The organism is Streptomyces sp. NPDC003016, from assembly GCF_053591455.1.
This window is the reverse complement of the sequence record NZ_JBSFTV010000016.1, coordinates 93,311-114,607: the sequence shown is the minus strand read 5'-3', so window position 1 is coordinate 114,607 and position 21,297 is coordinate 93,311. Positions and strand designations below refer to the sequence as shown.

The window sequence follows — 21,297 nt, the reverse complement described above, 5'->3', positions numbered from 1 at the left end:
CAGCAGACTAACCAGTCGGTATGGACCGGCGGAAGGGGGGCGGAGGACCGAACCCGCCGTGTCCGCCTCGTTCCCCGGGACCGCCACGCGCGCTAGCGTGCGTGGCCATGACAGACGGCGCCGATGACGGAGGTACGGGAATGAGCCTGTCCAGACGCGGACTGCTGGCCGCCACGGGAGCGGCGGGCGCCGCCGGAGCGCTCGCCGCCGCGGCCCCCCCGGCCGCCGCCGGCCGCCCCGGCCGCTTCCGGGTGCGTACCGGCTTCGACCGGCTGGCCGCCGACGGGTACGCCCTCCTCGCGGGGCAGAAGGTCGGCGTCGTCACCAATCCGACGGGCGTCACCTCGGACCTGCGCCACATCGTGGACGTCATGCACGCCGACGACCGGGTGAACCTCACCGCCGTCTTCGGACCCGAGCACGGTTTCCGCGGCACCGCGCAGGCGGGCGGCTCCGAGGGGCGCTACGACGATCCGGCGACCGGGCTGCCCGTGTACGACACGTACGTGAAGAGCGGGCAGCCGCTCGCCGGCATCTTCACGGCGTCGGGCGTGGACACGATCGTGTTCGACATCCAGGACGCGGGCGCGCGTTTCTACACGTACATCTGGACGCTGTACGACTGCATGGTGGCCGCCGTGCTCGCGGGCAAGCGGTTCGTGGTGCTCGACCGGCCGAATCCGGTGTCGGGGCGCGCCGCGCTGGGGCCCGTGCTCGACAAGGCGTTCGCGACGTTCGTGGGGCGCGAGCCGATCGCGCAGGCGCACGGGATGACGGTCTGTGAGCTGGCGCGGCTCTTCAACGGCGAGTTCCTGGCGCGGCCCGTGGCGCTGGAGACGGTGCGGATGACGGGCTGGCGGCGCGGCGATTTCTTCGACGCCACCGGTCTGCCGTGGGTGCCGCCGAGCCCCAACATGCCGACGCCCGACACCGCGCTGGTGTACTCCGGCACCTGCCTCTTCGAGGGCACGAACCTGTCGGAGGGGCGGGGCACGACCCGGCCCTTCGAACTGCTGGGCGCGGAGGGCGTCGGCCGCGAGTGGGCCCGGGCCGCGAACGCCGCCGGGCTGGAGGGCGTGCACTTGCGCGAGGCGTACTTCGCGCCGACGTTCTCCAAGTTCCAGGGGAAGACCGTCGGCGGCGTACAGCTGCACGTGCACGACCGGGAGGTGTACGACCCGGTGCGCACGGGCATCGCGCTGCTCGTGACGGCGAAGAAGAGCTGGAGCGGCTTCGCGTGGCGGGCCGACCACTGGATCGACAAGCTGACGGGCAGCACACGGGTCCGCACGATGATCGACGCGGGCGCCGGGACGGACGAGGTGGTGGGCGCCTGGCGGTCCGAGCTGGCGGCGTTCGGCGCGGTGCGCCGGGAGTACCTGCTCTACCGCTGACGGTCCGGCCCGGTCCCACCATGTGGGACGAACCGGGGACGAACCGGGTCGGTACGCCACTCTTTTCTCATTGATGACGGCCATTCAATTTTCGATGGAGCCGATCGGGGCACCCGTACGTCCACTCTGTGACGCCGAAGCACCAGCGACGGAGGTGGCAAGGGCAATGGCCGGTTTCCGCAGTCTTGCGAGACAGGTGCGCGACCCGCGGTGCGATCTGGCACTGCGGCGCTATTCGCTGCGCAAATGCCTGGAACGGTTCGCCCCTTACGGGCACCGGGCGACCTGGGACCATCTGTGCTCACGGCACAGGATCGAACCGGAGGACAGGGCACCCGATCCGGCGCGGCTGGTGGCCGCGCTCGACGAGTTGGAGGAGGCGCGGGCCGTCTGGCTCGCGTACGAGGTGGAGTTCGCCCGGCGCCGCAAGCGCGAGAAGCACGACGGGCTGCGGCGGCCCGGCTCCTTCGACGACTGGCACCGCCGCACCTGGGGAGGGTTCGGGGTGGCCTGGTGCGACGACCCCTCGGTCCATCCGGTGGCGCCGCTCGGCGACGTACTGCGCCGCCTGATCTCCGCCCTGGAGAGCGGGCCCGGGGCCGACTGCCCGGTGTGCGCGGAGAGCGAGATCGCATGGGAGCAGGGGCTGGCCCATGAGCCGTGGTCCGGGCCGGTCTGCACGGGCTGCGGCATTCTGGTGCCGCAGCCCGTTCTGACGCCCGAGGCCCTGGCGGAGTCCAAGAGGGTACGGCGCCGGGAACTCGCGACGGTGGCGTGAGCGCGCGGGGGCGCGGCGCGGGCTCGTCACACCGCCGTGCCTCCACGTCGCCCGTGCCCCCGCGTTGCTTGTACCGGCGCCCGCCGCCTCGCCGCCCGCCGCCTCGCGGTGGCGCCGCCGCGGCTCAGGCGCCCGGTCGCTTCTTGCGGTCCGGCGAGGCGCTCCGGCGTTCGGGGAGCAGCCGGGAGCCGGACATGCGCTCGCCGAAGACGTCGTCCGGGTTGGACAGCACGCAGGTCTCCAGCGACAGACAGCCGCAGCCGATGCAGTCGGTGAGGTGGTCGCGGAGCCGGCCGAGCTGCTTGATCCGCTCGTCCAGTTCCGAACGCCACGCCTCGGAGAGCCGCGCCCAGTCCTCGTGGTTGGGGGTGCGCTCCTCGGGGAGTTCCGCCAGGGCGTCCCTGATCGTCGCGAGCGGGATGCCGACGCGCTGCGCCGCGCGCACGAAGGCGACGCGGCGCAGCGCGTCACGGCCGTAGCGTCGCTGGTTGCCCGGGGTCCGGCGGCTGCTGATCAGGCCCTTGGACTCGTAGAAGTGGAGGGCGGACACGGCGGCGCCGCTGCGCGCCGACAGCTGGCCGACCGTGAGCTCGTGGATCTTCTCTGGTATCTGCGGCACTCCTCGAACCCTACTGGCCCTGTCGTTGACAGAACACAGGAGCCGAACCATGCTGAGCAAGCGCTTAGACAAGCCGTCGGAACGCGCGTACGCAGCCGCATGAGAGGCAGGGGCCGGGACATGGCAGAACCGAGGATCTTCACTTCCGCCGAGGAACTGCGCGCCGGGGTGGGCGAGCAGCTGGGGCACAGCGAGTGGCTGGACGTCGACCAGAAGCGGATCGACCTCTTCGCCGAGGCCACCGGCGACCACCAGTGGATCCACGTGGACCCGGAGAAGGCCGCGGCGGGCCCGTTCGGAACGACGATCGCGCACGGCTACCTGACGCTGTCGCTGCTGCCGGCGCTCGTGCCGCAGATCATGCGGGTCGAGGGCGTGAAGATGGGCATCAACTACGGCACCGACAAGGTGCGCTTCCCGTCGCCCGTGCCGGTCGGCTCGCGGCTGCGCGCGACGGCGGTGCTCAAGGAGGTCACCGAGGCGGGCGGCGGCGTACAGGTGGCGGCCGTCGTCACGGTGGAGCGCGAGGGCGGCGACAAGCCGGCGTGCGTGGCGGAGTCGGTGTCCCGCTACTACTTCTGAGCCGCTGCCGCTGCCCCGGCCACGGCCGAGTTACTTCTGAGCCGTGACCATCCGCAGGACGAGGTCGGCGTACAGCGCGCCGACCTCGTCGGGCGTCCTGCGCCCCTGCGTGTTGAACCAGCGCGCCACGTCGATGCACAGCGACAGCACGGCGAGGGTGGTGCCCGGGACGTCCGGGACGTCGAACTCCCCCGCCTCCACGCCGTCGTTCAGGATGCGGCGCACGGCGGCGTCGCTGCGGCGGCGCAGTTCGACGATCTCGGTGCGGTGCTCCTCGCTGAGCGCGTCGAGTTCGTACTGGACGACGCGCGCCGTGGTGTGCCGTTCCGCGTGCCAGCGGACGAAGGAGCGTACGGCGCCGTCGAGCCGCTCGGCGGCCGTGCCGGAACCGTCCGCCGCGGCCCGGAGGATCTTCAGGGCCTTGTCGTGCCCGATGCGGCTGATCCGGTGAAGGAGCTCTTCCTTCGTCTTGTAGTGGATGTAGAGCGCGGCGGGGCTCATCCCCGCGCGGCCGGCGATGTCGCGGGTGGTGGTCGCGTGGTAGCCCCGCTCGGCGAACGCCTCGACGGCGGCGACCAGCAGCTTCCTGGCCGCCTCGGGGGTGACCTCGCCCCACGGCTTGCCCGTGCCGTCGGCCGTCTCGCCGGCCGTCTCGTCCGCCGCACCCATGGCTCGCCCCTTCCGTCTTCGGTCCCGCAGGAACGAACACCATACCCCGAAGGTGAGCAAGCGCTTAGAGCCTGCCCGGCCTCAGAGCTTCTGGAACGGGTCGTGCTCGGCGAGGAGCTTCTCCAGGCGGGCCTGGTCGACGCGGCTCACGATCTGCCCGGCCTCCTGCCGGTCCCTGATCACCTTGGCGAGGGTGAAGGCGGAGGTCACCAGGTACAGGACGCCGATGCCGAGGAAGGCACGCACCCAGGGGTCGGCGTCCATGGAGAGGATGCCCAGGGTCACCGCGCCCAGGGCCACCGCGAAGGCGGCGACGGCCTGCCCGTAGTACGCCGTCGTGTTCTGCTGCTTGACCGGTGTGTCGCTCATGACCGACAGCATGGGCGGGGGCGGCGCGGGCCGCATCCGCTCCCGTACTCACTTCGCGTACTCACTCACCCCACGTGCGCACCCGCTTCGCGTGCTCAGAGCCGGCGGACCGGATCTCCCTCCAGGAAGGCGGCGATGTCCTCCACCGCCTGCCCGTAGTAGATGAGGTAGTTGCGTTCGGTCACGTAGCCGAGGTGCGGCGTGGCGAGCAGGTTCGGCAGCGAACGCAGCGCGTGGCCGTCGGGGAGCGGCTCCGTTTCGAACACGTCCACGCCCGCGCCCGCGATCCATCCCTCGCGCAGCGCCCGGACGAGCGCCGCCTGGTCCACGATGGCGGCGCGCGAGGTGTTGACGAGGTAGGCCGAGGGCCGCATCCGCTTCGGCTCGTCCGGGCCCAGCAGCCCGCGGGTCCGGTCGCCGAGGACCAGGTGGACCGAGACGAAGTCGCTGGTTTCGAGCAGCTCCTCCTTGGTGGAGGCGAGCCGGACGTCCTCGGCCCGCGCCCGCTCGGCGGTCGGGTTCCGGCTCCAGGCCGTCACGTCCCTGCCGAAGGCCCTGCCGATCCGCGCCACCCTGCTGCCGGTCCTGCCGAGGCCCGGCAGCCCCAGGCGGCGGCCGTACAGGTCGGTGCCGACGGTGCTCTGCCACGGGCCGTGCTCGCGCAGGGCCGTGTTCTCCCGCACCACCTGCCGGGCCAGCCCGAGGATCGGCGCCCAGGTGAGCTCGACCGGCGGCGCGGAGCCGCTCGCCGTCCCGCACACCGTGACGCCGCGCCGCACACCGTGACGCCGCGCCGCGCGGCGACGTCGAGGTCGATGGACGCGTTGCGCATTCCCGGGGTGATCAGGAGCCTGAGGCGGGGCAGCCGGGCGAACAGCCGGCCGGTGAACGGCGTGCGCTCCCTCATCACGACGACGATCTCGCAGTCGCCGACCGCTTCGGCCAGCTGGTCCTCGTCGGCGAAGTGCCGCCGGTACGAGGTCACTTCCACCGCGTCGGCCACCCGGGACCAGTCGGCGGCGGACAGCGCGACGCCCTGGTAGTCGTCGAGCACGGCACAGCGCAGCTTCATCGTCGTCCTTCCGGTCACGGAGCTCAGACGTGAGTACGCAGGCCGGTTCAGAAAGCGGAGACCCCCGTCAGGGCGCGGCCGATGACGAGCTTCTGGATCTGGCTGGTGCCTTCGTAGAGCGTCATCACGCGGGCGTCGCGCAGCAGCTTGCCGGCCGGGTACTCGTCGATGTAGCCGTAACCGCCGAAGACCTGGAGGGCGTTGTTCGCGGCGCGCACGGCGGCCTCGGAGGCGAAGAGCTTCGCCTTGGACGCCTCGGTGACGAACGGTTCCCCCCGGTCGATCAGGTCGGCGACGCGCCAGGTCAGCAGGCGGGCGGCGTCCACGTCCACCGCGATGTCGGTGATGAGCTCCTGGACGAGCTGGTGGTGGGCGATGGTCCTGCCGAACTGCTCGCGCTCGGTCGCGTACTTCACCGCCGAGTCCAGGGCCGCCTGGGCGATGCCGACACAGCCCGCCGCGACCGACATGCGGCCCTTGGCGAGGGCGGACATGGCGACCGAGAAGCCCTTGCCCTCGCTTCCCATCATCGCGGAGGCGGGGACCCGTACGTCCTCCAGGGACAGCTCCGCGGTGGCCTGGCCGCGCAGACCGAGCTTGCCGTGGATCTCGCGGCGGGTGAGGCCCGGGGTGTCGGTGGGCACCAGGAACGCGGAGACGCCCTTGTGGCCGGGGGCGTCGGTGGAGCGGGCGAAGAGCAGCACCACGTCGGCCCAGGTGCCGTTGGTGATGAACATCTTGGAGCCGTTGATGACGTACGCGTCGCCGTCGCGCACGGCGCGGGTGGTGAGGTTGCCCGCGTCGGAGCCCGTGCCGGGTTCGGTGAGTCCGAAGCAGCCGACCAGGTCGCCGGAGGTGAGACCGGGCAGCCACTGCCGCTTCTGCTCCTCGGTGCCCCAGTGCGCGATGGTCTTGGCGACCAGACCGAGCGATACGGACACGATGCCGCGCACCGAGGAGTCGCCGCGGCCGAGTTCCTCGGTGACGAGGCAGTACGCGAGGTGGTCGCCGCCGGAGCCCCCGTACTCCTCGGGGATCGTCAGACCGAGGAAGCCGAGGGCCCCGAGCTTCTTCACGACTCCGCGGTCGACGCTCTCGGCCCGGTCCCAGGCGACGACGTGCGGCGTGATCTCGCGGTCGGTGAAGTCCTTGGCGAGCTGCCGCACCGCGGCCTGCTCCTCGCTGAGCTCCAGATTCATCCCGGCACCCCACTTTTCACGAGCGTTTAATTAGCACTGCTAGTTTCTTGTTGGCATGCCTACTATGTGCCGCATGGCCCGACCGCGCAAGCCCCTCCTCAGCCGTGACCGCATCGTGGGCGCGGCGGGTGCGCTCGTGGACTCCGAGGGGCTCGACGCGGTCTCCACGCGCCGGCTCGCCGCCGAGCTCGGGGTCAGCGGGCCGTCCCTCTACAACCACTTCCGCAACAAGGAAGAGATCCTCGACGCGGTCGCCGACACGGTCAGCGCCAAGGTCGACCTGTCGATGTTCGACCCGGCGGACGGCCGCGACTGGCGGACCGCGCTGCACGACTACGCCGTCTCCTACCGCGCGGCGCTCACCGAACACCCCAACATCGTCCCGGTGCTGGCGCGGGGGCCGGGGCGGCGGCCCGCGGGGCTGCGGGTCGCCGACGCCGTGTTCGGCGCGATGGTCAGGGCGGGGTGGCCGCCGGCCCAGGCGACGTACATCGGCGCGCTGATGCGGTACTTCATCACCGGCTCGGCACTCGGCTCGTTCGCGAGCGGCTTCGTCGACGACGAGACGGCGTACGACCCGGCGGACTATCCGCACCTCGGCCAGGCCCATCTGCTCGCCGAGCGGCGGCAGAAGGTCGACGAGGGCGCCTTCGAGACGGGGCTGCGGGCGCTCGTCGACGGCTTGGCGCTCCAGCACGCGCAGTTGGGGACGGTTCGGCCCGCGCCGAACCGTCCGTGACGCACCCTGGGACCATGGCGCACCACGGCTCCCCCGCTCCCTCCCCTTCTCCCCCCGCCCCCTCCCCTTCTCCTTCCCCTGCGGGCCGCCTCGCGGCGCTCGCCGCGCTCCTCGCCGACGAGACCCGGGCCTCCTTCTGCCTGGCACTGCTCGACGGGCGGGCCTGGACGGCCGGCGAGCTGGCGCGCCACGCGGGGGTGGCCGCGTCGACCGCGAGCGAACACCTCGGCAAGCTCGTCGGCGGCGGGCTCCTCGCCGAGGAGCGGCAGGGCAGGCACCGGTACGTCCGGCTCGCCGACGCGCGGGCGGCGCACCTCGTCGAGGACCTCGCCGCCCGGACGGCGCCGCCGGCCGGCGAGCGGCCGGGCCGGCCCCGCTCACTGCGGGCGGCGAGTGCGAGCAGCGCGATGGCGCGCGGGCGTACGTGCTACGACCACCTGGCCGGGCGGATCGGCACCGTGATCGTGGACGCGATGACCGCCCGCGGCCTGCTGCGGCAGGACGCGGGATTCGCCCTCACGGACGAGGGAGTGGGCTGGTTCGGCGCGCTGGGCATCGGCCTGGAGCGCACGGGCCGACGGCCGCTGGTGCGCGCCTGCCTCGACTGGACGGAGCGCCGGCCGCACCTGGCGGGGGTGGCGGGAGCGGCGCTGTGCCGTCACGCGCTGGATACGGGGTGGTGCGTACGGATCGGTTCGGGGCGGGCGGTGAAGGTGACGCCGGAGGGGGAACGGGCGCTGCGCGAGGCGCTGGGGATCGAGCCGGGAACGCTCCTGCGGACACCGGCCCGCGACTGAGGCGGGCCGGGACTGGTGCGGGCCGGGACTGGTGCGGGCCGGCGCCGCCGGCGTGCCCCGGGCCAGGACCGGGTTGCCCGGATCGATGGAGGCTCGCAGCGCGCCCTTCGGCGCCAGGTCCCCGGCGACGGCAGCAGTCGAGGTCGTCATGGGGCGCAGTGCAGGACCGTCCCCCGGCCTTCCCCGTATGCGAAAAGCCGTGCCCTTCCGCCTGTCCGCTGCCAGACTGGCGGTGCTCAGTCCGTCCAGTACCAGAGTGAGGAAAACAGCGATCATGCGTGCCAGGACTGCGGGAGTGATCGGCGGGGCGCTCGCCCTTGTCGCCCTGACGGCCGGCGCCGCCCAGGCGGGCCACCACCAGACCCACAGCACCCCGCCGGCGGGTCAGCACCAGCCCCACAGCGTCGCGTCGGCCGACGACGTCTCGGTCGACAGCGGCCCGTACAAGCCCGTCGGCGCGCTCAACAACCCCAGCCCGCTGGGCTGATCGTCCGGGTCCTCGCCCACCGGCCCCGGTGGGCGAGGAGGACCTCCCGCACTCTTCGGTGAGGGCCGAACTGTCACGGCGTTACGTTCAGGGCATGACGATGCCCGCACCGGACGCACGTGCCGTGCTCTGCGCCCCCCGGTTCCTCGTGCCCGAAGCACCGGCCCACGGCGTACTCGGCGTACTCGGCGTACTGCTGGAGGAGACCGCCCCGTGAACCGCTGCGAAGCGTTCCGCGCCCTGCACCACCGCCCCGGCGCCCCGCTGGTCCTCCCCAACGCCTGGGACCACGCCTCCGCCGCCGCGCTCGCCGAGGCCGGTTTCGCCGCCGTCGGGACGACCAGCCTCGGGGTCGCCTCGGCGGCCGGAAAACCGGACGCGACCGGCGCGGCACGCGAGGAGACCGTCCGTCTGGGCACCTCGCTCGCCCGGCTGCCGGTCCCGGTGACCGTGGACATCGAGGGCGGGTTCGGCGCGGATCCGGCCGGGGTGGCGGAGCTGGCGGCGGAGCTCGTACGGGCGGGGGTGGCCGGGGTGAACATCGAGGACGGGCGCCCCGACGGCACGCTCGCGCCGGTGGCGTACCAGCAGGAGCTGATCGGCGCGGTGAAGGCGGCGGCGCCGGCGCTGTTCGTCAACGCGCGCACAGACACGTACTGGCTGCCGGGCCACGCGGACGGGACGACGCGCCGGCTGTCCGCCTACCGGGAGGCGGGCGCGGACGGCTTGTTCGTGCCGGGGTTGCAGGACGAGCCCGTCATCGCCGCCCTGACGGCCGGGTACGAGGCGCCGCTCAACATCCTTTACGTCCCGGGGCGGTTGACGCTCGCACGGCTGGCCGAGCTGGGCGTGGCCAGGGTCAGCACGGGGTCCCTGCTGTTCCGGGCGGCCGTTCAGCACGCGGTGGACGTGGCGGGGGTGGTGGCCCGGGGCGGCGGGGTGGACGTGGCGGGCGTGCCGGCGTACGCGGTGGCTGACGGGTGGGCGGACTCGTACGGGAAGTAGGACGCGGGTCCGTCCTGCGGGGGCTTCTCCCCTGCCCGCCCCCGCCCCCCCGTCCCCGTCCCCGCCCCGTCCCGAACCGGGGGCGCCCCCAGGTACCCAGACCCCCTGCGGGCGTGTCCTCAAGCGCCGGACGGGCCGGGTACCCCCGCAGGGTCAGCCGTGCGCTTCCGGCGGCAGCGCCCGCCCCCGGCCATCGCTTCCCCGAACGCCCCCTCCCCCGCGCCGCTTTCGCCCGCGCCCTGTCCACGTCGGCGCGTTCCGACGGCGGCAGGCTCGCGTCCACCGAATCGCGGAGGGCGGGGGCCGTGCCCAGGAGTTCGGCGGCGCGGGCTGCCTCGCCCGCCGCCGCCCGCGCGCCCGCCGGGCCCTCCGGAGCCAGGGCCGCCGCCCGGGGATCACCCGTCCTGCGAGCCGCCGTCAGGCCCTCCAGGTGGAGAAAGAGCGCGCGCTCCGCGTCCCCGCGCTGTCTGGCGACGCAACCGAGCCGCGCCAGGACCAGCGCGGTGCCGGAGTCGACACCGAGGCGGCGGTTCCACTCCAGCCGGAGGTGCGGGTACTGCTCGGCGGTGCCGGGGTCGCCCCGGCGGCGGGCACCGAGGGCGAGGCCGGCCGCGGCGAACTGTTCGGCGGGGCGGTGGGACCGCTCCGCCGCGAACCGCGCGGCCCGCCCGGGGTAGTCGGTGGCGCGCCGCGTACGCCTTCCTGGCGCAGGCGGGCCGCCTCCTCGTACGATCCGGCGATCTCCGCCAGTACGCAGCCTCGGACTGATCGCCGTACGCGGCAGCGGCGCCGCTTCGCGAGGGGGTTGTCCGTCCACAGCGGACGGCAAAAAAACAAAGGCAAGGAGTGAGTACTCTCCTTGCCACTCTCAACTTATAGCGCACTGGGGGGCTTGCCGCAAGGCCCCGGTCGTGCCGCAGAATCGTCGGCCGAAGCCGGAATCTGCGGAAGTGAGAGTCACGAAATGCGTGTGTTGTTGTCGACGTACGGGTCGCGCGGCGACGTCGAACCGCTGGTGGGACTCGCGGTGCGGTTGCGGGAGCTCGGCGCGGAGGTACGGGTGTGCGCGCCGCCGGACGAGGACTTCGCGCGGCTGCTGGCCGGTGTCGGCGTGGAGCTGGTGCCGGTCGGCCGGTCGGCGCGCGCGCTGATGACCGGGGCACCACCGCCGTCGTCGGCGAACCTGCCCCAGCGTGCGGCGGAGTTGATCGCCGGCCAGTTCGACGCGGTCACCGCGGCGGCCGAGGGGTGTGACGCGCTGGTGGCGACCGGGGCGATGCCGGCCGCGGCCGGCGCGCGGTCGGTGGCCGAGAAACTGGGCATCCGCTCCGTGTCCGTGACCTTCCAGCAGCTCACCCTGCCGTCGCCGTACCACCCGCCCCTGGCGTATCCGGGCCGGCCGTTCCCGCCGGAGGTGACCGACAACCGGGTGCTGTGGGACCTGGACGCCCAGAGCGTCAACGCGCTGTTCGGTGAGGCGCTCAACACGAACCGGGCGTCGATCGGCCTGCCCCCGGTGGACAACGTCCGCGACTACGTCGTCGGCGGCCGGCCGTGGCTGGCGACGGACCCGGTCCTGGACCCGTGGCAGGAGACGCCGGGCCTCGACGTCGTACAGACCGGCGCGTGGACCCTGCCGGACGAACGCCCGCTGCCGGCCGAGCTGGTGGCGTTCCTGGAGGCCGGCGAACCACCGGTGTACGTGGGCTTCGGCAGCATGCCCATGCACGCCTCGCGGGACGCCGCCCGGGTGGCCGTCGAGGCGGTCCGCACGCAGGGCCGCCGCGCACTCGTCTCCCGCGGCTGGGCCGACCTGGCCCTGATCGACGACCGGGACGACTGCTTCGCCGTCGGTGAGGCCAACCACCAGGCACTGTTCGGCCGGGTGGCCGCCGTCGTGCACCACGGCGGCGCGGGCACCACGACGACGGCCGCCGGGGCCGGCGCGCCGCAGGTGGTGGTACCCCAGGCGGTGGACCAGCCGTACTGGGCCGGCCGGGTGGCCGAGCTGGGCATCGGCGCGGCGCACGACGGTCCGACTCCGACCTTCGCGTCCCTGTCGGCCGCGCTCAGGACGGCCCTGAGCCCCGAGACGGGCGTACGGGCGAGGGCCGTGGCCGGCACGGTCCGCACCGACGGGGCGGCGGTGGCCGCGAAGCTGCTGCTCGACGCGGCCGGCTGAGGAAGGCCGCCGGTACCCGCGTGAACCACGCGGGACCGTCGTACCAGCACCCAGCGCCCAAGGCCCAGAGCCCAGAGCCCAGGATCCAAACCCCACCCGGTGTCCGGAGCACGAGAACCTGCACGCCCTGGCGAGCTGGACCGACACCGGCCACCGGGCGGGTCCACGCCGGGCGGAGCGTCGCCCGTCATGGCCACCGGGTTCGTCACGCCGGTCCGTCCGGACGCCTCGCCGCGCGCAACGGCCGCAAGCGGCCTCACAGCGGAGCTCACGCCATGAATCCCCTGACCACCAGCGCGTTCGACCTTCCCGACCGCCCCTCCCCCAAGGCCGACCCGGCGCTGATCGCCGGCGACGAGCAGCACTTCGCGGCCATCGCGGAGTGCCTCGACCGGACGATCGCCGACCTGTCCGACCGCCTCGCCGCCGAGCGCAGGGCGCCCGGCGGCCTGGGCCGGCAGGCGATGGACCGGGACACCGAGATCCACCGGCTGACCGCTCGCCTGCGCGCGCTGCGTCGCTTCGGTCTGGACCTGTGCCTCGGACACATGGCCGGCGCGGACGGCTCCGAGCCCGTGTACGTCGGACGGCTCGGCCTGACGGACAGGCTGGAACGGATCGGGTTCGACCGGATCAGCCTGGCCTCGCTGAACATCAACTGCCGGACGCCGGAAGAAATCATGGCGGAAGCCGAGCCGGTCATCCGGGCCGTGCTCCCGGACGCCAACGTGCCGGCCTCGATCCGCAGCGGCGGCGTCCCCGTCGTCCACGGATCCGCTGCGGATCTGAGCCGGGTCCTCGACACCTGGCTCGCCGCGCACGACGAGGGGATCGCCTGTGTCATCGGTGATCCCGCGTTCCGGCCGACGTCCCGCGTCCGGTCGCTGACCCCGGAGCTGTCGAAGGGGCTCGAGTTCGACCTGGTCGTCCTCGTCGACCCGCAGGCGTTCGGCGAGGGGGTCGAAGGAGCGGTCGACCGCTATGTCGCGATGACCCGGGCGACCCGGCAACTCGTCGTCCTCACGAGCTCCTGACGCCGCCCTGGCGGACGGCCGGTGCGGCCTGCCGTGGCGTCCGTGAGCGGGGAAGGTGCCGTGTCCATGCGGTGCACACTCCGGTGGGTGCGGGGACGGAAGAGGGGTGGCGCCGTGATGTGCCGGGACCGTACCGACCGGGTGGTACGGAGGTCAACGGGTCCGGCAGCAGGACTTTCTCCCGCCGCACCGCCCGTACGGAGCGGCGTACGGGCAGCACGAGCACCCCGGCCGCGGGGAAGCGGCCGGGGTGCTCGTGGTGGTGCCCGTGGGTGTCCGCGTGCCGGAGAAGGCCGCTTCAGAAGACGACCAGGGCGCGACCCCCCTTGCCCGCCAGCATGTTGTCGAACGCGGCGGGAATGCCGTCGAGTCCGATCTGTTCGGTGACCATGCTGCTCAGGTCGAGGCGGCCGGCGCGGATGTGGCCGGCCAGTACGGGCAGGTCGCGTGCCGGGTCGGAGTTCCCGTAGACGCAGCCCGAGAGCGTACGGCCGAAGTGGAAGATCTCCAGGGCGTTGAAGGTGACCTGCTGGTCCTTGCCGCCGATGCCGACGACCGTGGTGCGCCCGCCGCGGCGGGTCGATTCCCAGGCCGTGCGGATGGTGACGGCCCGTCCCACGCACTCGATCGCGACGTCGACGCCCTGCGCACCGCCGGTCAGCTTGCGGATCTCCTTCGCGGTGGTCTGCGAGGCGATGACGAAGTCGGTGGCCCCGGCGGCCCGCGCCAGCTCCTCCTTCTCCGGGGAGACGTCGACGGCGACGATCTGCCCGGCCCCGGCGATCCGGGCGGACTGGAGGACGGCGAGTCCGACCCCTCCGACGCCGAAGACGGCGACCGACTCGCCCTCGCGGACCCGCGCGCTGTGGTGGACGGCTCCGTACCCCGTGAGGACCGCGCACCCGAGCAGCGCCGCGTCGGTGAGCGGGATGCCGTCGGGGACCGGCAGGACACAGTTCGCGGCGACGACGGTCTCCTCGGCGAACGCCGCGACGTTCAGGCCGGGGTGGAGGTCGGTGCCGTCGGCGGTACGGGCGTGGACGCTGCCGGCGCCGGACAGGGCGTTGGCGCACAGCCACACCTCGCCGATGGAGCAGTGGTGACAAGTGCCGCAGGAAGGTGCCCAGTTGAGGACGACCGGGTCGCCGGGGGCGACGTGCGTGACGCCCTCGCCGACGGAGACGACGGTGCCGGCGCCCTCGTGGCCGAGTACGGCGGGGACCGGCACGCGCATGGTGCCGTTGGTCAGGGAGAGGTCGGAGTGGCAGACCCCGGCGGCGGCGAGCCGGACCCGCACCCGGCCGGGGCCGGTCTCCGGCAGCTCGATGTCGGTGATCTCCAGCGGAGCACCGACGGCGGACAGGACGGCGGCACGGACACGGGCCATGGTGTGCGTTGCTCCCGGATCAGAACTGGAGGGACTTGGTCTGGAGGTACTCGGAGAGGCCGTGCGACCCCAGCTCGCGGCCGACGCCCGACTGCTTGTAGCCGCCGAAGGGGGCGAGCGGGTTGAAGCGGCCGCCGTTGATGTCGACCTGGCCGGTGTCCATGCGGCGGGCGAAGGCGACGGCCTCCGCGTCGTCGGCCGCCCAGACGGCGCCGGCGAGGCCGTAGACGGTCCCGTTGGCGATCCGCAGGGCCTCGTCCTCGTCGGCGTACTTCAGGAGGGAGACGACCGGGCCGAAGATCTCCTCCTGGGCGATGGTCATGTCCGGCGTGACGTCCGCGAAGACGGTCGGGGCGACGTAGTAACCCGTGTCGAGCGGCGCCTCGGGGCCGCCCGCGACGATGCGCGCGCCCTCCTCGACGCCCTTCTCGATGTAGCCGCGCACGCGCGCCTGCTGCTTGGCGTTGACCAGCGGGCCGACGCGGTCGCCGACGGTGTACTTCGCGACGGCGGCGGCGGCGGCGGCCACCGCCTCGTCGTACTGGTCCTCGTGGACCAGCATCCGGGTCCAGGCGCTGCACGTCTGGCCGGAGTTTCCCATGACGTTGGCGACGCCGACGTTGACCGCCTTGGCCAGGTCCGCGCCCGGCAGGATGACGTTCGCCGACTTGCCGCCCAGCTCCAGGGCGACGCGCTTGACGGCGGCCCCGGCCGTCGCGCCGATCTTCCTGCCCACGGCGGTGGACCCGGTGAAGGACACCAGGTCCACGCCCTCGTGCTCGGCCAGCGCCTGCCCGGCGACCGGTCCGAGGCCGGTGACGAGGTTGAAGACACCGGCGGGGATGCCGGCCTCGTCCACGGCCTCGGCGAAGAGCTGGGCGGTCAGCGGGGTGTCCTCGGCGGGCTTGAGGACGACCGTGCAGCCGGCCGCGAGGGCGGGGGCCACCTTGGCGACGATCTGGTGCAGCGGGTAGTTCCACGGCGTGATCGCGCCGACCACGCCCACCGGCTCCAGGAGGACGGTGGAGTTCCCGACCTTCTCCTCGAAGGAGTACGTCGCGGCCAGCTCGGCGTACGAACCGGCGACCAGGATCGGCACGCCCGCGTGCACCATCTGCGAGAAGCCGAGCGGCGCGCCCAGCTCGGCGGTGACCGTCTCGGCGATCTCGTCCTTGCGGGCCACCAGCACGTCGCGCAGGGCGGCGATCCTCGCGGCGCGCTCGGCGGGCGGGGTCGCGGCCCAGCCGGCGAAGGCGTCGCGTGCGGCCCGTACCGCCGTGTCGACGTCCTCGGCGGTGCCGGCCGGGACGTGGCCGATGACCTGCTCGTCGACCGGGTTCACGACCGCGATCGTGTCCTGGCCTGCGGCTTTCTGCCACTGGCCGCCGATGTACATCGCGTCGTGGGGCTTCATCGCATTCCTCCAGGAGTGGCGTTGGCGTCCACGCCCCAAACTAGCGCTGTTAGTTTTTGGGCGCCAGGGGCCCCGGCAGCCTACTGCGCCCGCCAGATCGCCGGTACGTTCGGCGGCTCCCAGCCCACCTGGGCGGTGTGCCCCTGCAAGCACGCGTACGAGCGTCCGCCGTAGGTCACCCTGTCGCCGGCCCGGTACACCGTCCCCGCCTTCCAGGTGCCCCCGGCCGGCGGATCGGTCGGCGGGTCGGTCGGATCCCCCGGCCCCGGCGTCTGCGGCACGTTCAGCACGAAGTCGAAGCTCGCCTCGCGCGCCGGGCCGTTGGTCCGGACGGTCATCAGCAGCTCGGGGTCGAAGATCGTGTCGGTGGTGTTGCGCGGCTCGCCCGGGAAGTACAGCTGGGTCGTCAGTACGGGGCGGCCGGGCGCCTGCACCTTGACGTGGAGGTGGCGGGTGCGTCCCGGATACAGCCCCGGCACGATGGTGGTCAGCGAGAACCTCCCCTGCGCGTCACTGAACTGGTGCCCCCGGAAGCGGTAGCCGCTGTTGTCGTACGCCCCGTTGGTGTCCGCCTGCCAGAAGTCCAGCAGAGCGTTCGCGATCGGCAGGCAGGCCGCCCCGAACACGTAGCCGGTGACGGTCAGCCGGGTGCCCGGGGTGCTCGCGTCGACCAGCGAGGTGCGGCGCGGCGAGTTCGGCTTGAAGTACGGCCCCTCGGTCTGCGCGGGCGTCGGGTCGTCCCCGTCGTCGCAGGCCGGGGTGAAGGCGGGTAAGGCGCCCCGGTCGCGCGCGGTCCGCGCGAGCGCCGGTACGCCGGCCATCGCGATCGGCACCGAGGCGCCGGCCGCGAGGGCGGCTTTCAGTACGGTCTTGCGGCTGAGGTGACTGTCACGGTCCATCGGGGGACTCCTTGACGACGTGGGGTCGGGGATTGGTCCGAACCTACGCAGGGGGCCGGGGATGGTCGATGGACGGAATGCGGTAGTCGTGGTGCGAAGCACCGCTGCCCCGCCGGAACTCGCTGGGGCTCAGCCCCGTCTCCCGCCGGAAGTACCGGCAGAAGTACGCCGGATCGGCGAACCCCACCTCCCCCGCCACCTGCCGCACGGTCAGGTCGGTCAGCGCGAGCAGCCGCTTCGCCTCGTGCGTCCTGGTCTGCCGGACGAGCTGCCCCGGGGTGCGGCCGGTGACCTGTTTGACGACCTCGTCGAGGTACCCGACGCTCACCCCCATCCGCGTGGCCCAGGACCGCACCGACCGGACACCGGCCCCCGGGCCGGCCAGCAGCCGTACGAACTCCTGCGCGACCGCATCCGCCCGCCGCGGGCTGCCCGGACCACCGCCGCCGGGCCCGGACATGCGGGTGGCGCGCAGGATCAGTACGTGCAGACAGGCGCGCAGGACGTCGGCGAACCGCGGTCGCCCGAGGGTGTATTCGCGTTCCATCTCGGTGACGAGCGGGGCGATGTCGGCCGTGTCCGTACGGGAGAGACTCAGCCAGGGCTGTTCACCGAGCTTGCGCAGCAGGTCGCGGTCGCCGGGGTGATCGAGCAGGAAGTCGTCGGTGAAGAGGATGACGACGCCCTGGAGGCCCGAGACGTCCTCCCAGTAATGGACCTGCCCGGGCACGACGAAGGACAGGTGCGGGGGACGAAGCTCCCACCGGGAGAGATCGAGGACGTGGGCGCCCGTCCCGCCCGTGACGTGCACGATCTCGTAGAAGGTGTGCCGGTGCGGAAAAGCCGCCCGTGAGAGCGGCCCGATGGTGTCGAAGGACCCGATGGCGAACGGCAGCAGATGGACCTCGGGCACGTCGAGCCGGTGCAGTGGTACGGGACCGTCGTCCATCCGCCCCTCCCCTCCCGCCGGGCGCGACCCGGCCGCTCAGCCTCGCGCGGCGAGGACGAGGAAGTCCGCCCAGGCGCGGGGCGGGAGGGCGAGGGCGGGGCCGTCCTTGTCCTTGGAGTCGCGCACGTGGACGGCGGCGGGGCAGGCGGCCACCTCTATGCAGTCATCGCCCTGGGCACTGCTGTAGCTGGACTTCTGCCAGGACAGGGCGACTTCGACGCAGCTGTCGCCCTGGGCGCTGCTGTAACTGCTCTTGAACCAGGCGAGTTCGGTGGTGCTCATAGGGCTCCTCGGATCCGCTCCAGCAGGCCACGCGAGTCCTTGGGGGTAAGTGCCTGCGAGCGCAGTGTCGCATAACGCTGATGGAGCACGGCAACCTCTTTCACGACCGAGATCAGCCGACCGTTCTGCTGCCCCTCGGAGTATGCGAATCGCCGCCCGTCCGGCGTCTCCAGCAGTTGCAACGGGCCCGCAAGACAGGCGTGGTGCTCGCAGCCCAGCGGCATGAGTTGCAAGACAACGTTCCGTGGCTTCGTACTGTCCAGCACGTGGTCAATAAGCTCGGATGTGACCTCGACGCCGCCGATACGACGCCGGAACACAGCCTCGTCGACGATAAAACTGAACGAGGTATTGGGCCGCTCACGCAGCAACCGCTGCCGATCCATCCGGGCGGCCAGCTGAATCTCCATCTGCTCATCCGACAGCGGCGGAGTGTCGTCCTCGAACACGGCACGCACATAGCTCTCGGACTGCAACAGGCCCGGCACCAGCCTGCACTCGTACGTGTCCAGACTGACCGCCGTCCGCTCCAGCCGCGCCCACTTCCTGAACCAGGCCGCCAGCCCCGGCTGCCGCGTCAGGTGTCCGAATGCCCTCCGCAGCGCCCCCGTGCCCCCCAGCACCGGCTCCGCCCGTTCCACGAAGTCCCTGTCCGGCATCCGCCTCCCCAGCTCGATCGACTCGATCATGTGCTTGGAGAACTGCACCAGCGCCCCGAACTCCTCCCTCGTGAAGCCCGCGTGTTCCCGCAGCCCCTGGACGAAAGCCCCGAAGGTCTTCATGCTGTCCGACGAATCCGGCTCGTCGTGTTCCCAGTCCCCGGCCATGCCCGGCCACCTCCCAGTGAGCGGATCTCCCCGCATTCAGCTCACCCAGGGTTACGGCATGGACGGCCGTACCGTCTACAGCGTGCGTCCGTACGGTGACCCAGCGTACGGACGTGTCCGCTGGCGAACCACGTCGACGGCCCGCCACGGTGGCCCCATGCATACCGAGATCCAGCCGTCCGAGGCCCAGCCGCCCCTTACCGTACGTGTGTTCCGGCAGCGGTTCTCCGCCACCCGCAAAGCGGCCAGGCTGGCCAGACTGCTGGCCGTGCACCAGTTCCACGAGTGGGGCATTCCGTACGGCAGCGACTCCTCCGACGCCGCCGCGCTGATCGTCGCCGAGCTCACCGCGAACGCCGTCACCCACGGCCGCGTCCCGGGCCGCGACTTCGAGCTGCGGCTGGCACTGGAGGCCGGCGGCCTCCTGCGCATCGAGGTCACCGACGCCCGTACCGAACGCCGGCTGCCCGCGCCACCGCCCCGGGCCCCGGCTCCCGACGCGGAGGCGGGGCGCGGCCTGCTGCTCGTCGAGGCGCTGGCCGCCACGTGGGGCGTCACCGGCCGGCAGGTCGGCAAGACGGTGTGGGCGACGTTCCGGCCGTGAACCGGAGGATCAGAAGTCGGCCCGGGTCGGCTCGTCGAGGCGGGCCACGGACTCCTGGGCGTACGCGCGCTCGTAGGCGTCGCGGATCCGCTCGATCCGCGCGTCGCGGGTCTCGGCCTGCGACGCCGGGTAGAGGAGGATCAGTTCGTACGAACGCTCGCGCCCGATCGTGCCGTCGGCGTCCCGCCACTGCCCGCGGCCGTCCTGCACGGTCAGCCCTTCCGGGAAGCCGCGCGTCACCTGCCGGTCGACGAAGCCCATGAACTGCTCGTCGGTGACGTCCGGCCCGCCGTCGGGCCGCTCGGTCCCGAAGAACAGCCGCGTTTCCACGTACGCCTCCCCCCGCGCGGCGGCTCGGGACGGCGGGGCCTCCCCGCCGAACGTGGCGTACGCGGCGGGGGCGCCGGCGGCGAGGAGTACGCCCGCGCCGGTGGTGGCCAGGCGGGCGGGTGTGATCCGGAGTGGCACGGTGAAACCCTTCGGTCGGTCGGAACCCGCGGTACGGGAAAGCCCCCGGCCGGGCCGGCGACCGACGGCCGGACCGAGGGGCTTTCCCGTACCGCGGGGACCGGAACCGTCAGGCGTATTTCACGTCCGTGAGGTGGGCGAAAACGACGACGTTGGAGCCGTAGCCGGTCTTCTTGTCGAAGCTCCCGCCGCAGGTCAGTACCCGCAGCTCCGGGCGGCCGGTCTTGTTGCCGTACACCTCCGTGTCGGGGAAGGCGTCCTTCTTGTACGTCCGCACGGCGTCGACGGTGAACACCGCGGTCCGGCGGTCTTCCCGTGCGACGTTGATGACGTCGCCGGGGTCGAGTGCGTTCAGGTTCAGGAAGATGGCCGGTCCGGTCCGGGTGTCCCGGTGGCCGACGAGCAGGGAGGTCCCGGCCTCCCCGGGGGTCGGGCCGTCCTTGTACCAGCCGACCAGGCGGGGGTTGTCCACCTGCGGGGTCGCCAGCCGGCCCTCCGGATCGAGCCCGAGGCCGATCACGGGCGCCTCGATGGTGAGGGTGGGCACAGCCACCCTCACGACGGGAGAGGGCGGCAGCGGCGGATGCGACGCCGGGACCGGCGTCGGCGTCGGTGTCGGCGTCGGCTTGGGCACCACGGGTGTCGCGACCGGCCGGGTCTCCGTCGGCGTCGGCGTCGGAGCCGCCGGCGTGGACACCGGCGGCTCCGGACTCGGTGAACTCGGTTTCGGCGCCGGGTTCTTGGCGGCCGTGTCGTGAGCGGCGGCGACCGGGGCGTCGGGGGGCGTATCGCCACACCCCCGGACGACACCGGTCACCAACGACACCGTCGCGGCCGCCGTCATCGCCAGGCGGCAGCCCCGGCTCGGTCCGCGCCGACGGCTGTAGGGGGTGTTACGCGGCGCCATGGGCGCGGCGGCGGGCCCGTCGGACGAAGATCAGCCCGGCCACTCCGGCGGCGCCCGCGACCAGTGCGGGGGCCACGGCGCTCGACGAACCGGCGTCGGCCCCGGTGCCCGTGCCCGAGGTCCCGCCGCCGCCCGCGGGGACGGGGCCGCGCGGGGCGGGTTTCTCGGTGGCCTTCTCCGCGGCCTTGTCGTCGTTCTTCGCGCAGTCGACCTTGAAGATCTTCTGCTTGGAGACGCCGCCCGGGAACGTCCAGTTGAGCTGGTAGTGCCCGTTCGGGAGCGAGAAGTCCGCGGTGTGCCCCTCGCCCTTCACCATGACGATGCCTCCCGTCAGGATGGGCTCGGCGGGCGCCTTCGGCTGCGGAGGGGTGACCGTCCAGTTGACCAGCTGCACCGTCTCGAAGTTGGACGCGGCCAGGTTGAACGTGCAGACCTCGTAGTGGTCCTTGGTGTCGGAGAAGCTGGTACCAGCCTTGTGGATCTTGATTTCTCCGCTGTCACCGGGCACGGCGAGAGCTGCCGACGCGCCCCACAGGGACACTCCTGCGAGAGCCAGCGTGGCGAGGGCGGCCGTGCCCGAACGGACACCGTGGGAGCGGAGAGATGCCGAGGTGGTCATGCGGGGCTCCTTCAA

General features: G+C 72.7%; 23 protein-coding genes and 2 pseudogenes. 11 read left to right on the top strand and 14 right to left on the bottom strand.

Going from position 1 to position 21,297, the window contains the following annotated elements; translation table 11 throughout:
- Positions 1–140 precede the first annotated feature (140 nt).
- Positions 141–1,394 carry an exo-beta-N-acetylmuramidase NamZ family protein gene (locus ACWDZ4_RS16265; RefSeq protein WP_451509044.1) on the top strand — a complete coding sequence of 418 codons (1,254 nt, stop codon included), beginning with the start codon at positions 141–143 and terminating at the stop codon, positions 1,392–1,394.
- A gap of 166 nt (positions 1,395–1,560) precedes the next feature.
- Positions 1,561–2,172 (top strand): hypothetical protein, encoded by a 612-nt coding sequence (locus ACWDZ4_RS16260; protein ID WP_451509043.1) that lies wholly within the window; start codon positions 1,561–1,563, stop codon positions 2,170–2,172.
- Between the two features lie 124 nt (positions 2,173–2,296).
- Here ACWDZ4_RS16260 and soxR read toward each other — a convergent pair whose 3' ends face one another.
- Complete coding sequence (gene soxR, locus ACWDZ4_RS16255; protein WP_451509042.1) at positions 2,297–2,791, bottom strand: redox-sensitive transcriptional activator SoxR; 495 nt, start codon at positions 2,789–2,791, stop codon at positions 2,297–2,299.
- Positions 2,792–2,911: 120 nt separating this feature from the next.
- Between soxR and ACWDZ4_RS16250 the strand changes: the two genes are divergently transcribed.
- Positions 2,912–3,373: a MaoC family dehydratase gene (locus ACWDZ4_RS16250; RefSeq protein ID WP_451509041.1), complete on the top strand. Its 462-nt coding sequence runs from the start codon at positions 2,912–2,914 to the stop codon at positions 3,371–3,373.
- A 30-nt stretch (positions 3,374–3,403) separates the two neighbouring features.
- Here ACWDZ4_RS16250 and ACWDZ4_RS16245 read toward each other — a convergent pair whose 3' ends face one another.
- The 4 genes and pseudogenes from ACWDZ4_RS16245 to ACWDZ4_RS16230 all read right to left on the bottom strand — a co-directional run bounded on the left by ACWDZ4_RS16245 (position 3,404) and on the right by ACWDZ4_RS16230 (position 6,682).
- On the bottom strand, positions 3,404–4,042 hold the full coding sequence (locus ACWDZ4_RS16245; RefSeq protein WP_451509040.1) for a TetR/AcrR family transcriptional regulator: 639 nt from the start codon (positions 4,040–4,042) through the stop codon (positions 3,404–3,406).
- Positions 4,043–4,123: 81 nt separating this feature from the next.
- Positions 4,124–4,411: a YiaA/YiaB family inner membrane protein gene (locus ACWDZ4_RS16240; protein WP_451509039.1), complete on the bottom strand. Its 288-nt coding sequence runs from the start codon at positions 4,409–4,411 to the stop codon at positions 4,124–4,126.
- Between the two features lie 95 nt (positions 4,412–4,506).
- A pseudogene (locus tag ACWDZ4_RS16235) lies at positions 4,507–5,483 on the bottom strand (D-2-hydroxyacid dehydrogenase family protein).
- A gap of 47 nt (positions 5,484–5,530) precedes the next feature.
- Positions 5,531–6,682 carry an acyl-CoA dehydrogenase family protein gene (locus tag ACWDZ4_RS16230; protein ID WP_451509038.1) on the bottom strand — a complete coding sequence of 384 codons (1,152 nt, stop codon included), beginning with the start codon at positions 6,680–6,682 and terminating at the stop codon, positions 5,531–5,533.
- Positions 6,683–6,755: 73 nt separating this feature from the next.
- Here ACWDZ4_RS16230 and ACWDZ4_RS16225 point away from each other — a divergent pair, with 73 nt between their 5' ends.
- The 7 genes and pseudogenes from ACWDZ4_RS16225 to ACWDZ4_RS16195 form a co-directional block, all read left to right on the top strand.
- On the top strand, positions 6,756–7,421 hold the full coding sequence (locus ACWDZ4_RS16225; RefSeq protein WP_451509037.1) for a TetR/AcrR family transcriptional regulator: 666 nt from the start codon (positions 6,756–6,758) through the stop codon (positions 7,419–7,421).
- Between the two features lie 14 nt (positions 7,422–7,435).
- Entirely contained in the window at positions 7,436–8,218 is a 783-nt protein-coding gene (locus ACWDZ4_RS16220) for an ArsR/SmtB family transcription factor (RefSeq protein WP_451509036.1), read from the top strand.
- 274 nt (positions 8,219–8,492) lie between these two features.
- Positions 8,493–8,705 carry a hypothetical protein gene (locus ACWDZ4_RS16215; RefSeq protein WP_451509035.1) on the top strand — a complete coding sequence of 71 codons (213 nt, stop codon included), beginning with the start codon at positions 8,493–8,495 and terminating at the stop codon, positions 8,703–8,705.
- 94 nt (positions 8,706–8,799) lie between these two features.
- Entirely contained in the window at positions 8,800–8,922 is a 123-nt protein-coding gene (locus tag ACWDZ4_RS16210; RefSeq protein WP_451509034.1) for a hypothetical protein, read from the top strand.
- Positions 8,919–9,710, top strand: coding sequence for an isocitrate lyase/PEP mutase family protein (locus ACWDZ4_RS16205; protein WP_451509033.1), 792 nt, complete (start codon positions 8,919–8,921; stop codon positions 9,708–9,710). The genes ACWDZ4_RS16210 and ACWDZ4_RS16205 overlap by 4 nt, the downstream gene beginning before the upstream one ends.
- A gap of 964 nt (positions 9,711–10,674) precedes the next feature.
- A complete protein-coding gene (locus ACWDZ4_RS16200; RefSeq protein WP_451509032.1) occupies positions 10,675–11,892 on the top strand; it encodes a glycosyltransferase in 1,218 nt (405 codons plus the stop codon).
- 602 nt (positions 11,893–12,494) lie between these two features.
- A pseudogene (locus ACWDZ4_RS16195) lies at positions 12,495–12,926 on the top strand (AAA family ATPase); the annotation flags it as partial.
- Between the two features lie 298 nt (positions 12,927–13,224).
- Here ACWDZ4_RS16195 and ACWDZ4_RS16190 read toward each other — a convergent pair.
- From ACWDZ4_RS16190 to ACWDZ4_RS16165, 6 genes are all read right to left on the bottom strand, one after another.
- Positions 13,225–14,313: a Zn-dependent alcohol dehydrogenase gene (locus ACWDZ4_RS16190; protein ID WP_451509031.1), complete on the bottom strand. Its 1,089-nt coding sequence runs from the start codon at positions 14,311–14,313 to the stop codon at positions 13,225–13,227.
- A gap of 19 nt (positions 14,314–14,332) precedes the next feature.
- The gene (locus ACWDZ4_RS16185) at positions 14,333–15,727 is read right to left on the bottom strand and encodes an aldehyde dehydrogenase family protein (RefSeq protein WP_451509030.1); all 1,395 of its coding nucleotides are present in this window, start codon (positions 15,725–15,727) and stop codon (positions 14,333–14,335) included.
- A gap of 80 nt (positions 15,728–15,807) precedes the next feature.
- A complete protein-coding gene (locus ACWDZ4_RS16180; RefSeq protein WP_451509029.1) occupies positions 15,808–16,626 on the bottom strand; it encodes a dioxygenase family protein in 819 nt (272 codons plus the stop codon).
- Between the two features lie 43 nt (positions 16,627–16,669).
- Positions 16,670–17,575, bottom strand: coding sequence for a helix-turn-helix domain-containing protein (locus ACWDZ4_RS16175; protein WP_451509028.1), 906 nt, complete (start codon positions 17,573–17,575; stop codon positions 16,670–16,672).
- 36 nt (positions 17,576–17,611) lie between these two features.
- Positions 17,612–17,857, bottom strand: a complete 246-nt coding sequence (locus ACWDZ4_RS16170) for a DUF397 domain-containing protein (RefSeq protein WP_451509027.1) — start codon at positions 17,855–17,857, stop codon at positions 17,612–17,614.
- Positions 17,854–18,684, bottom strand: coding sequence for a helix-turn-helix domain-containing protein (locus ACWDZ4_RS16165; protein ID WP_451509026.1), 831 nt, complete (start codon positions 18,682–18,684; stop codon positions 17,854–17,856). The genes ACWDZ4_RS16170 and ACWDZ4_RS16165 overlap by 4 nt, the downstream gene beginning before the upstream one ends.
- Positions 18,685–18,841: 157 nt before the next feature.
- Between ACWDZ4_RS16165 and ACWDZ4_RS16160 the strand changes: the two genes are divergently transcribed.
- Positions 18,842–19,288: an ATP-binding protein gene (locus ACWDZ4_RS16160; protein ID WP_451509025.1), complete on the top strand. Its 447-nt coding sequence runs from the start codon at positions 18,842–18,844 to the stop codon at positions 19,286–19,288.
- 9 nt (positions 19,289–19,297) lie between these two features.
- On the opposite strand, the gene ACWDZ4_RS16155 is transcribed toward ACWDZ4_RS16160, so the two are convergent.
- From ACWDZ4_RS16155 to ACWDZ4_RS16145, 3 genes are all read right to left on the bottom strand, one after another.
- Positions 19,298–19,756, bottom strand: coding sequence for a DUF3574 domain-containing protein (locus ACWDZ4_RS16155; RefSeq protein ID WP_451509024.1), 459 nt, complete (start codon positions 19,754–19,756; stop codon positions 19,298–19,300).
- A gap of 109 nt (positions 19,757–19,865) precedes the next feature.
- A complete protein-coding gene (locus ACWDZ4_RS16150; protein WP_451509089.1) occupies positions 19,866–20,600 on the bottom strand; it encodes a class F sortase in 735 nt (244 codons plus the stop codon).
- 49 nt (positions 20,601–20,649) lie between these two features.
- The gene (locus ACWDZ4_RS16145) at positions 20,650–21,282 is read right to left on the bottom strand and encodes a hypothetical protein (protein ID WP_451509023.1); all 633 of its coding nucleotides are present in this window, start codon (positions 21,280–21,282) and stop codon (positions 20,650–20,652) included.
- Positions 21,283–21,297 lie beyond the last annotated feature (15 nt).

Bases quoted from the DNA above. Each gene is read 5' to 3' on its own strand.
- ACWDZ4_RS16265 (WP_451509044.1), top strand. From the start codon at position 141: ATGAGCCTGTCCAGACGCGGACTGCTGGCCGCCACGGGAGCGGCGGGC.
- ACWDZ4_RS16260 (WP_451509043.1), top strand. From the start codon at position 1,561: ATGGCCGGTTTCCGCAGTCTTGCGAGACAGGTGCGCGACCCGCGGTGC.
- ACWDZ4_RS16250 (WP_451509041.1), top strand. From the start codon at position 2,912: ATGGCAGAACCGAGGATCTTCACTTCCGCCGAGGAACTGCGCGCCGGG.
- ACWDZ4_RS16245 (WP_451509040.1), bottom strand. From the start codon at position 4,042: ATGGGTGCGGCGGACGAGACGGCCGGCGAGACGGCCGACGGCACGGGC.
- ACWDZ4_RS16240 (WP_451509039.1), bottom strand. From the start codon at position 4,411: ATGAGCGACACACCGGTCAAGCAGCAGAACACGACGGCGTACTACGGG.
- ACWDZ4_RS16230 (WP_451509038.1), bottom strand. From the start codon at position 6,682: ATGAATCTGGAGCTCAGCGAGGAGCAGGCCGCGGTGCGGCAGCTCGCC.
- ACWDZ4_RS16225 (WP_451509037.1), top strand. From the start codon at position 6,756: ATGGCCCGACCGCGCAAGCCCCTCCTCAGCCGTGACCGCATCGTGGGC.
- ACWDZ4_RS16220 (WP_451509036.1), top strand. From the start codon at position 7,436: ATGGCGCACCACGGCTCCCCCGCTCCCTCCCCTTCTCCCCCCGCCCCC.
- ACWDZ4_RS16215 (WP_451509035.1), top strand. From the start codon at position 8,493: ATGCGTGCCAGGACTGCGGGAGTGATCGGCGGGGCGCTCGCCCTTGTC.
- ACWDZ4_RS16210 (WP_451509034.1), top strand. From the start codon at position 8,800: ATGACGATGCCCGCACCGGACGCACGTGCCGTGCTCTGCGCCCCCCGG.
- ACWDZ4_RS16200 (WP_451509032.1), top strand. From the start codon at position 10,675: ATGCGTGTGTTGTTGTCGACGTACGGGTCGCGCGGCGACGTCGAACCG.
- ACWDZ4_RS16190 (WP_451509031.1), bottom strand. From the start codon at position 14,313: ATGGCCCGTGTCCGTGCCGCCGTCCTGTCCGCCGTCGGTGCTCCGCTG.
- ACWDZ4_RS16185 (WP_451509030.1), bottom strand. From the start codon at position 15,727: ATGAAGCCCCACGACGCGATGTACATCGGCGGCCAGTGGCAGAAAGCC.
- ACWDZ4_RS16180 (WP_451509029.1), bottom strand. From the start codon at position 16,626: ATGGACCGTGACAGTCACCTCAGCCGCAAGACCGTACTGAAAGCCGCC.
- ACWDZ4_RS16175 (WP_451509028.1), bottom strand. From the start codon at position 17,575: ATGGACGACGGTCCCGTACCACTGCACCGGCTCGACGTGCCCGAGGTC.
- ACWDZ4_RS16170 (WP_451509027.1), bottom strand. From the start codon at position 17,857: ATGAGCACCACCGAACTCGCCTGGTTCAAGAGCAGTTACAGCAGCGCC.
- ACWDZ4_RS16165 (WP_451509026.1), bottom strand. From the start codon at position 18,684: ATGGCCGGGGACTGGGAACACGACGAGCCGGATTCGTCGGACAGCATG.
- ACWDZ4_RS16160 (WP_451509025.1), top strand. From the start codon at position 18,842: ATGCATACCGAGATCCAGCCGTCCGAGGCCCAGCCGCCCCTTACCGTA.
- ACWDZ4_RS16150 (WP_451509089.1), bottom strand. From the start codon at position 20,600: ATGACGGCGGCCGCGACGGTGTCGTTGGTGACCGGTGTCGTCCGGGGG.
- ACWDZ4_RS16145 (WP_451509023.1), bottom strand. From the start codon at position 21,282: ATGACCACCTCGGCATCTCTCCGCTCCCACGGTGTCCGTTCGGGCACG.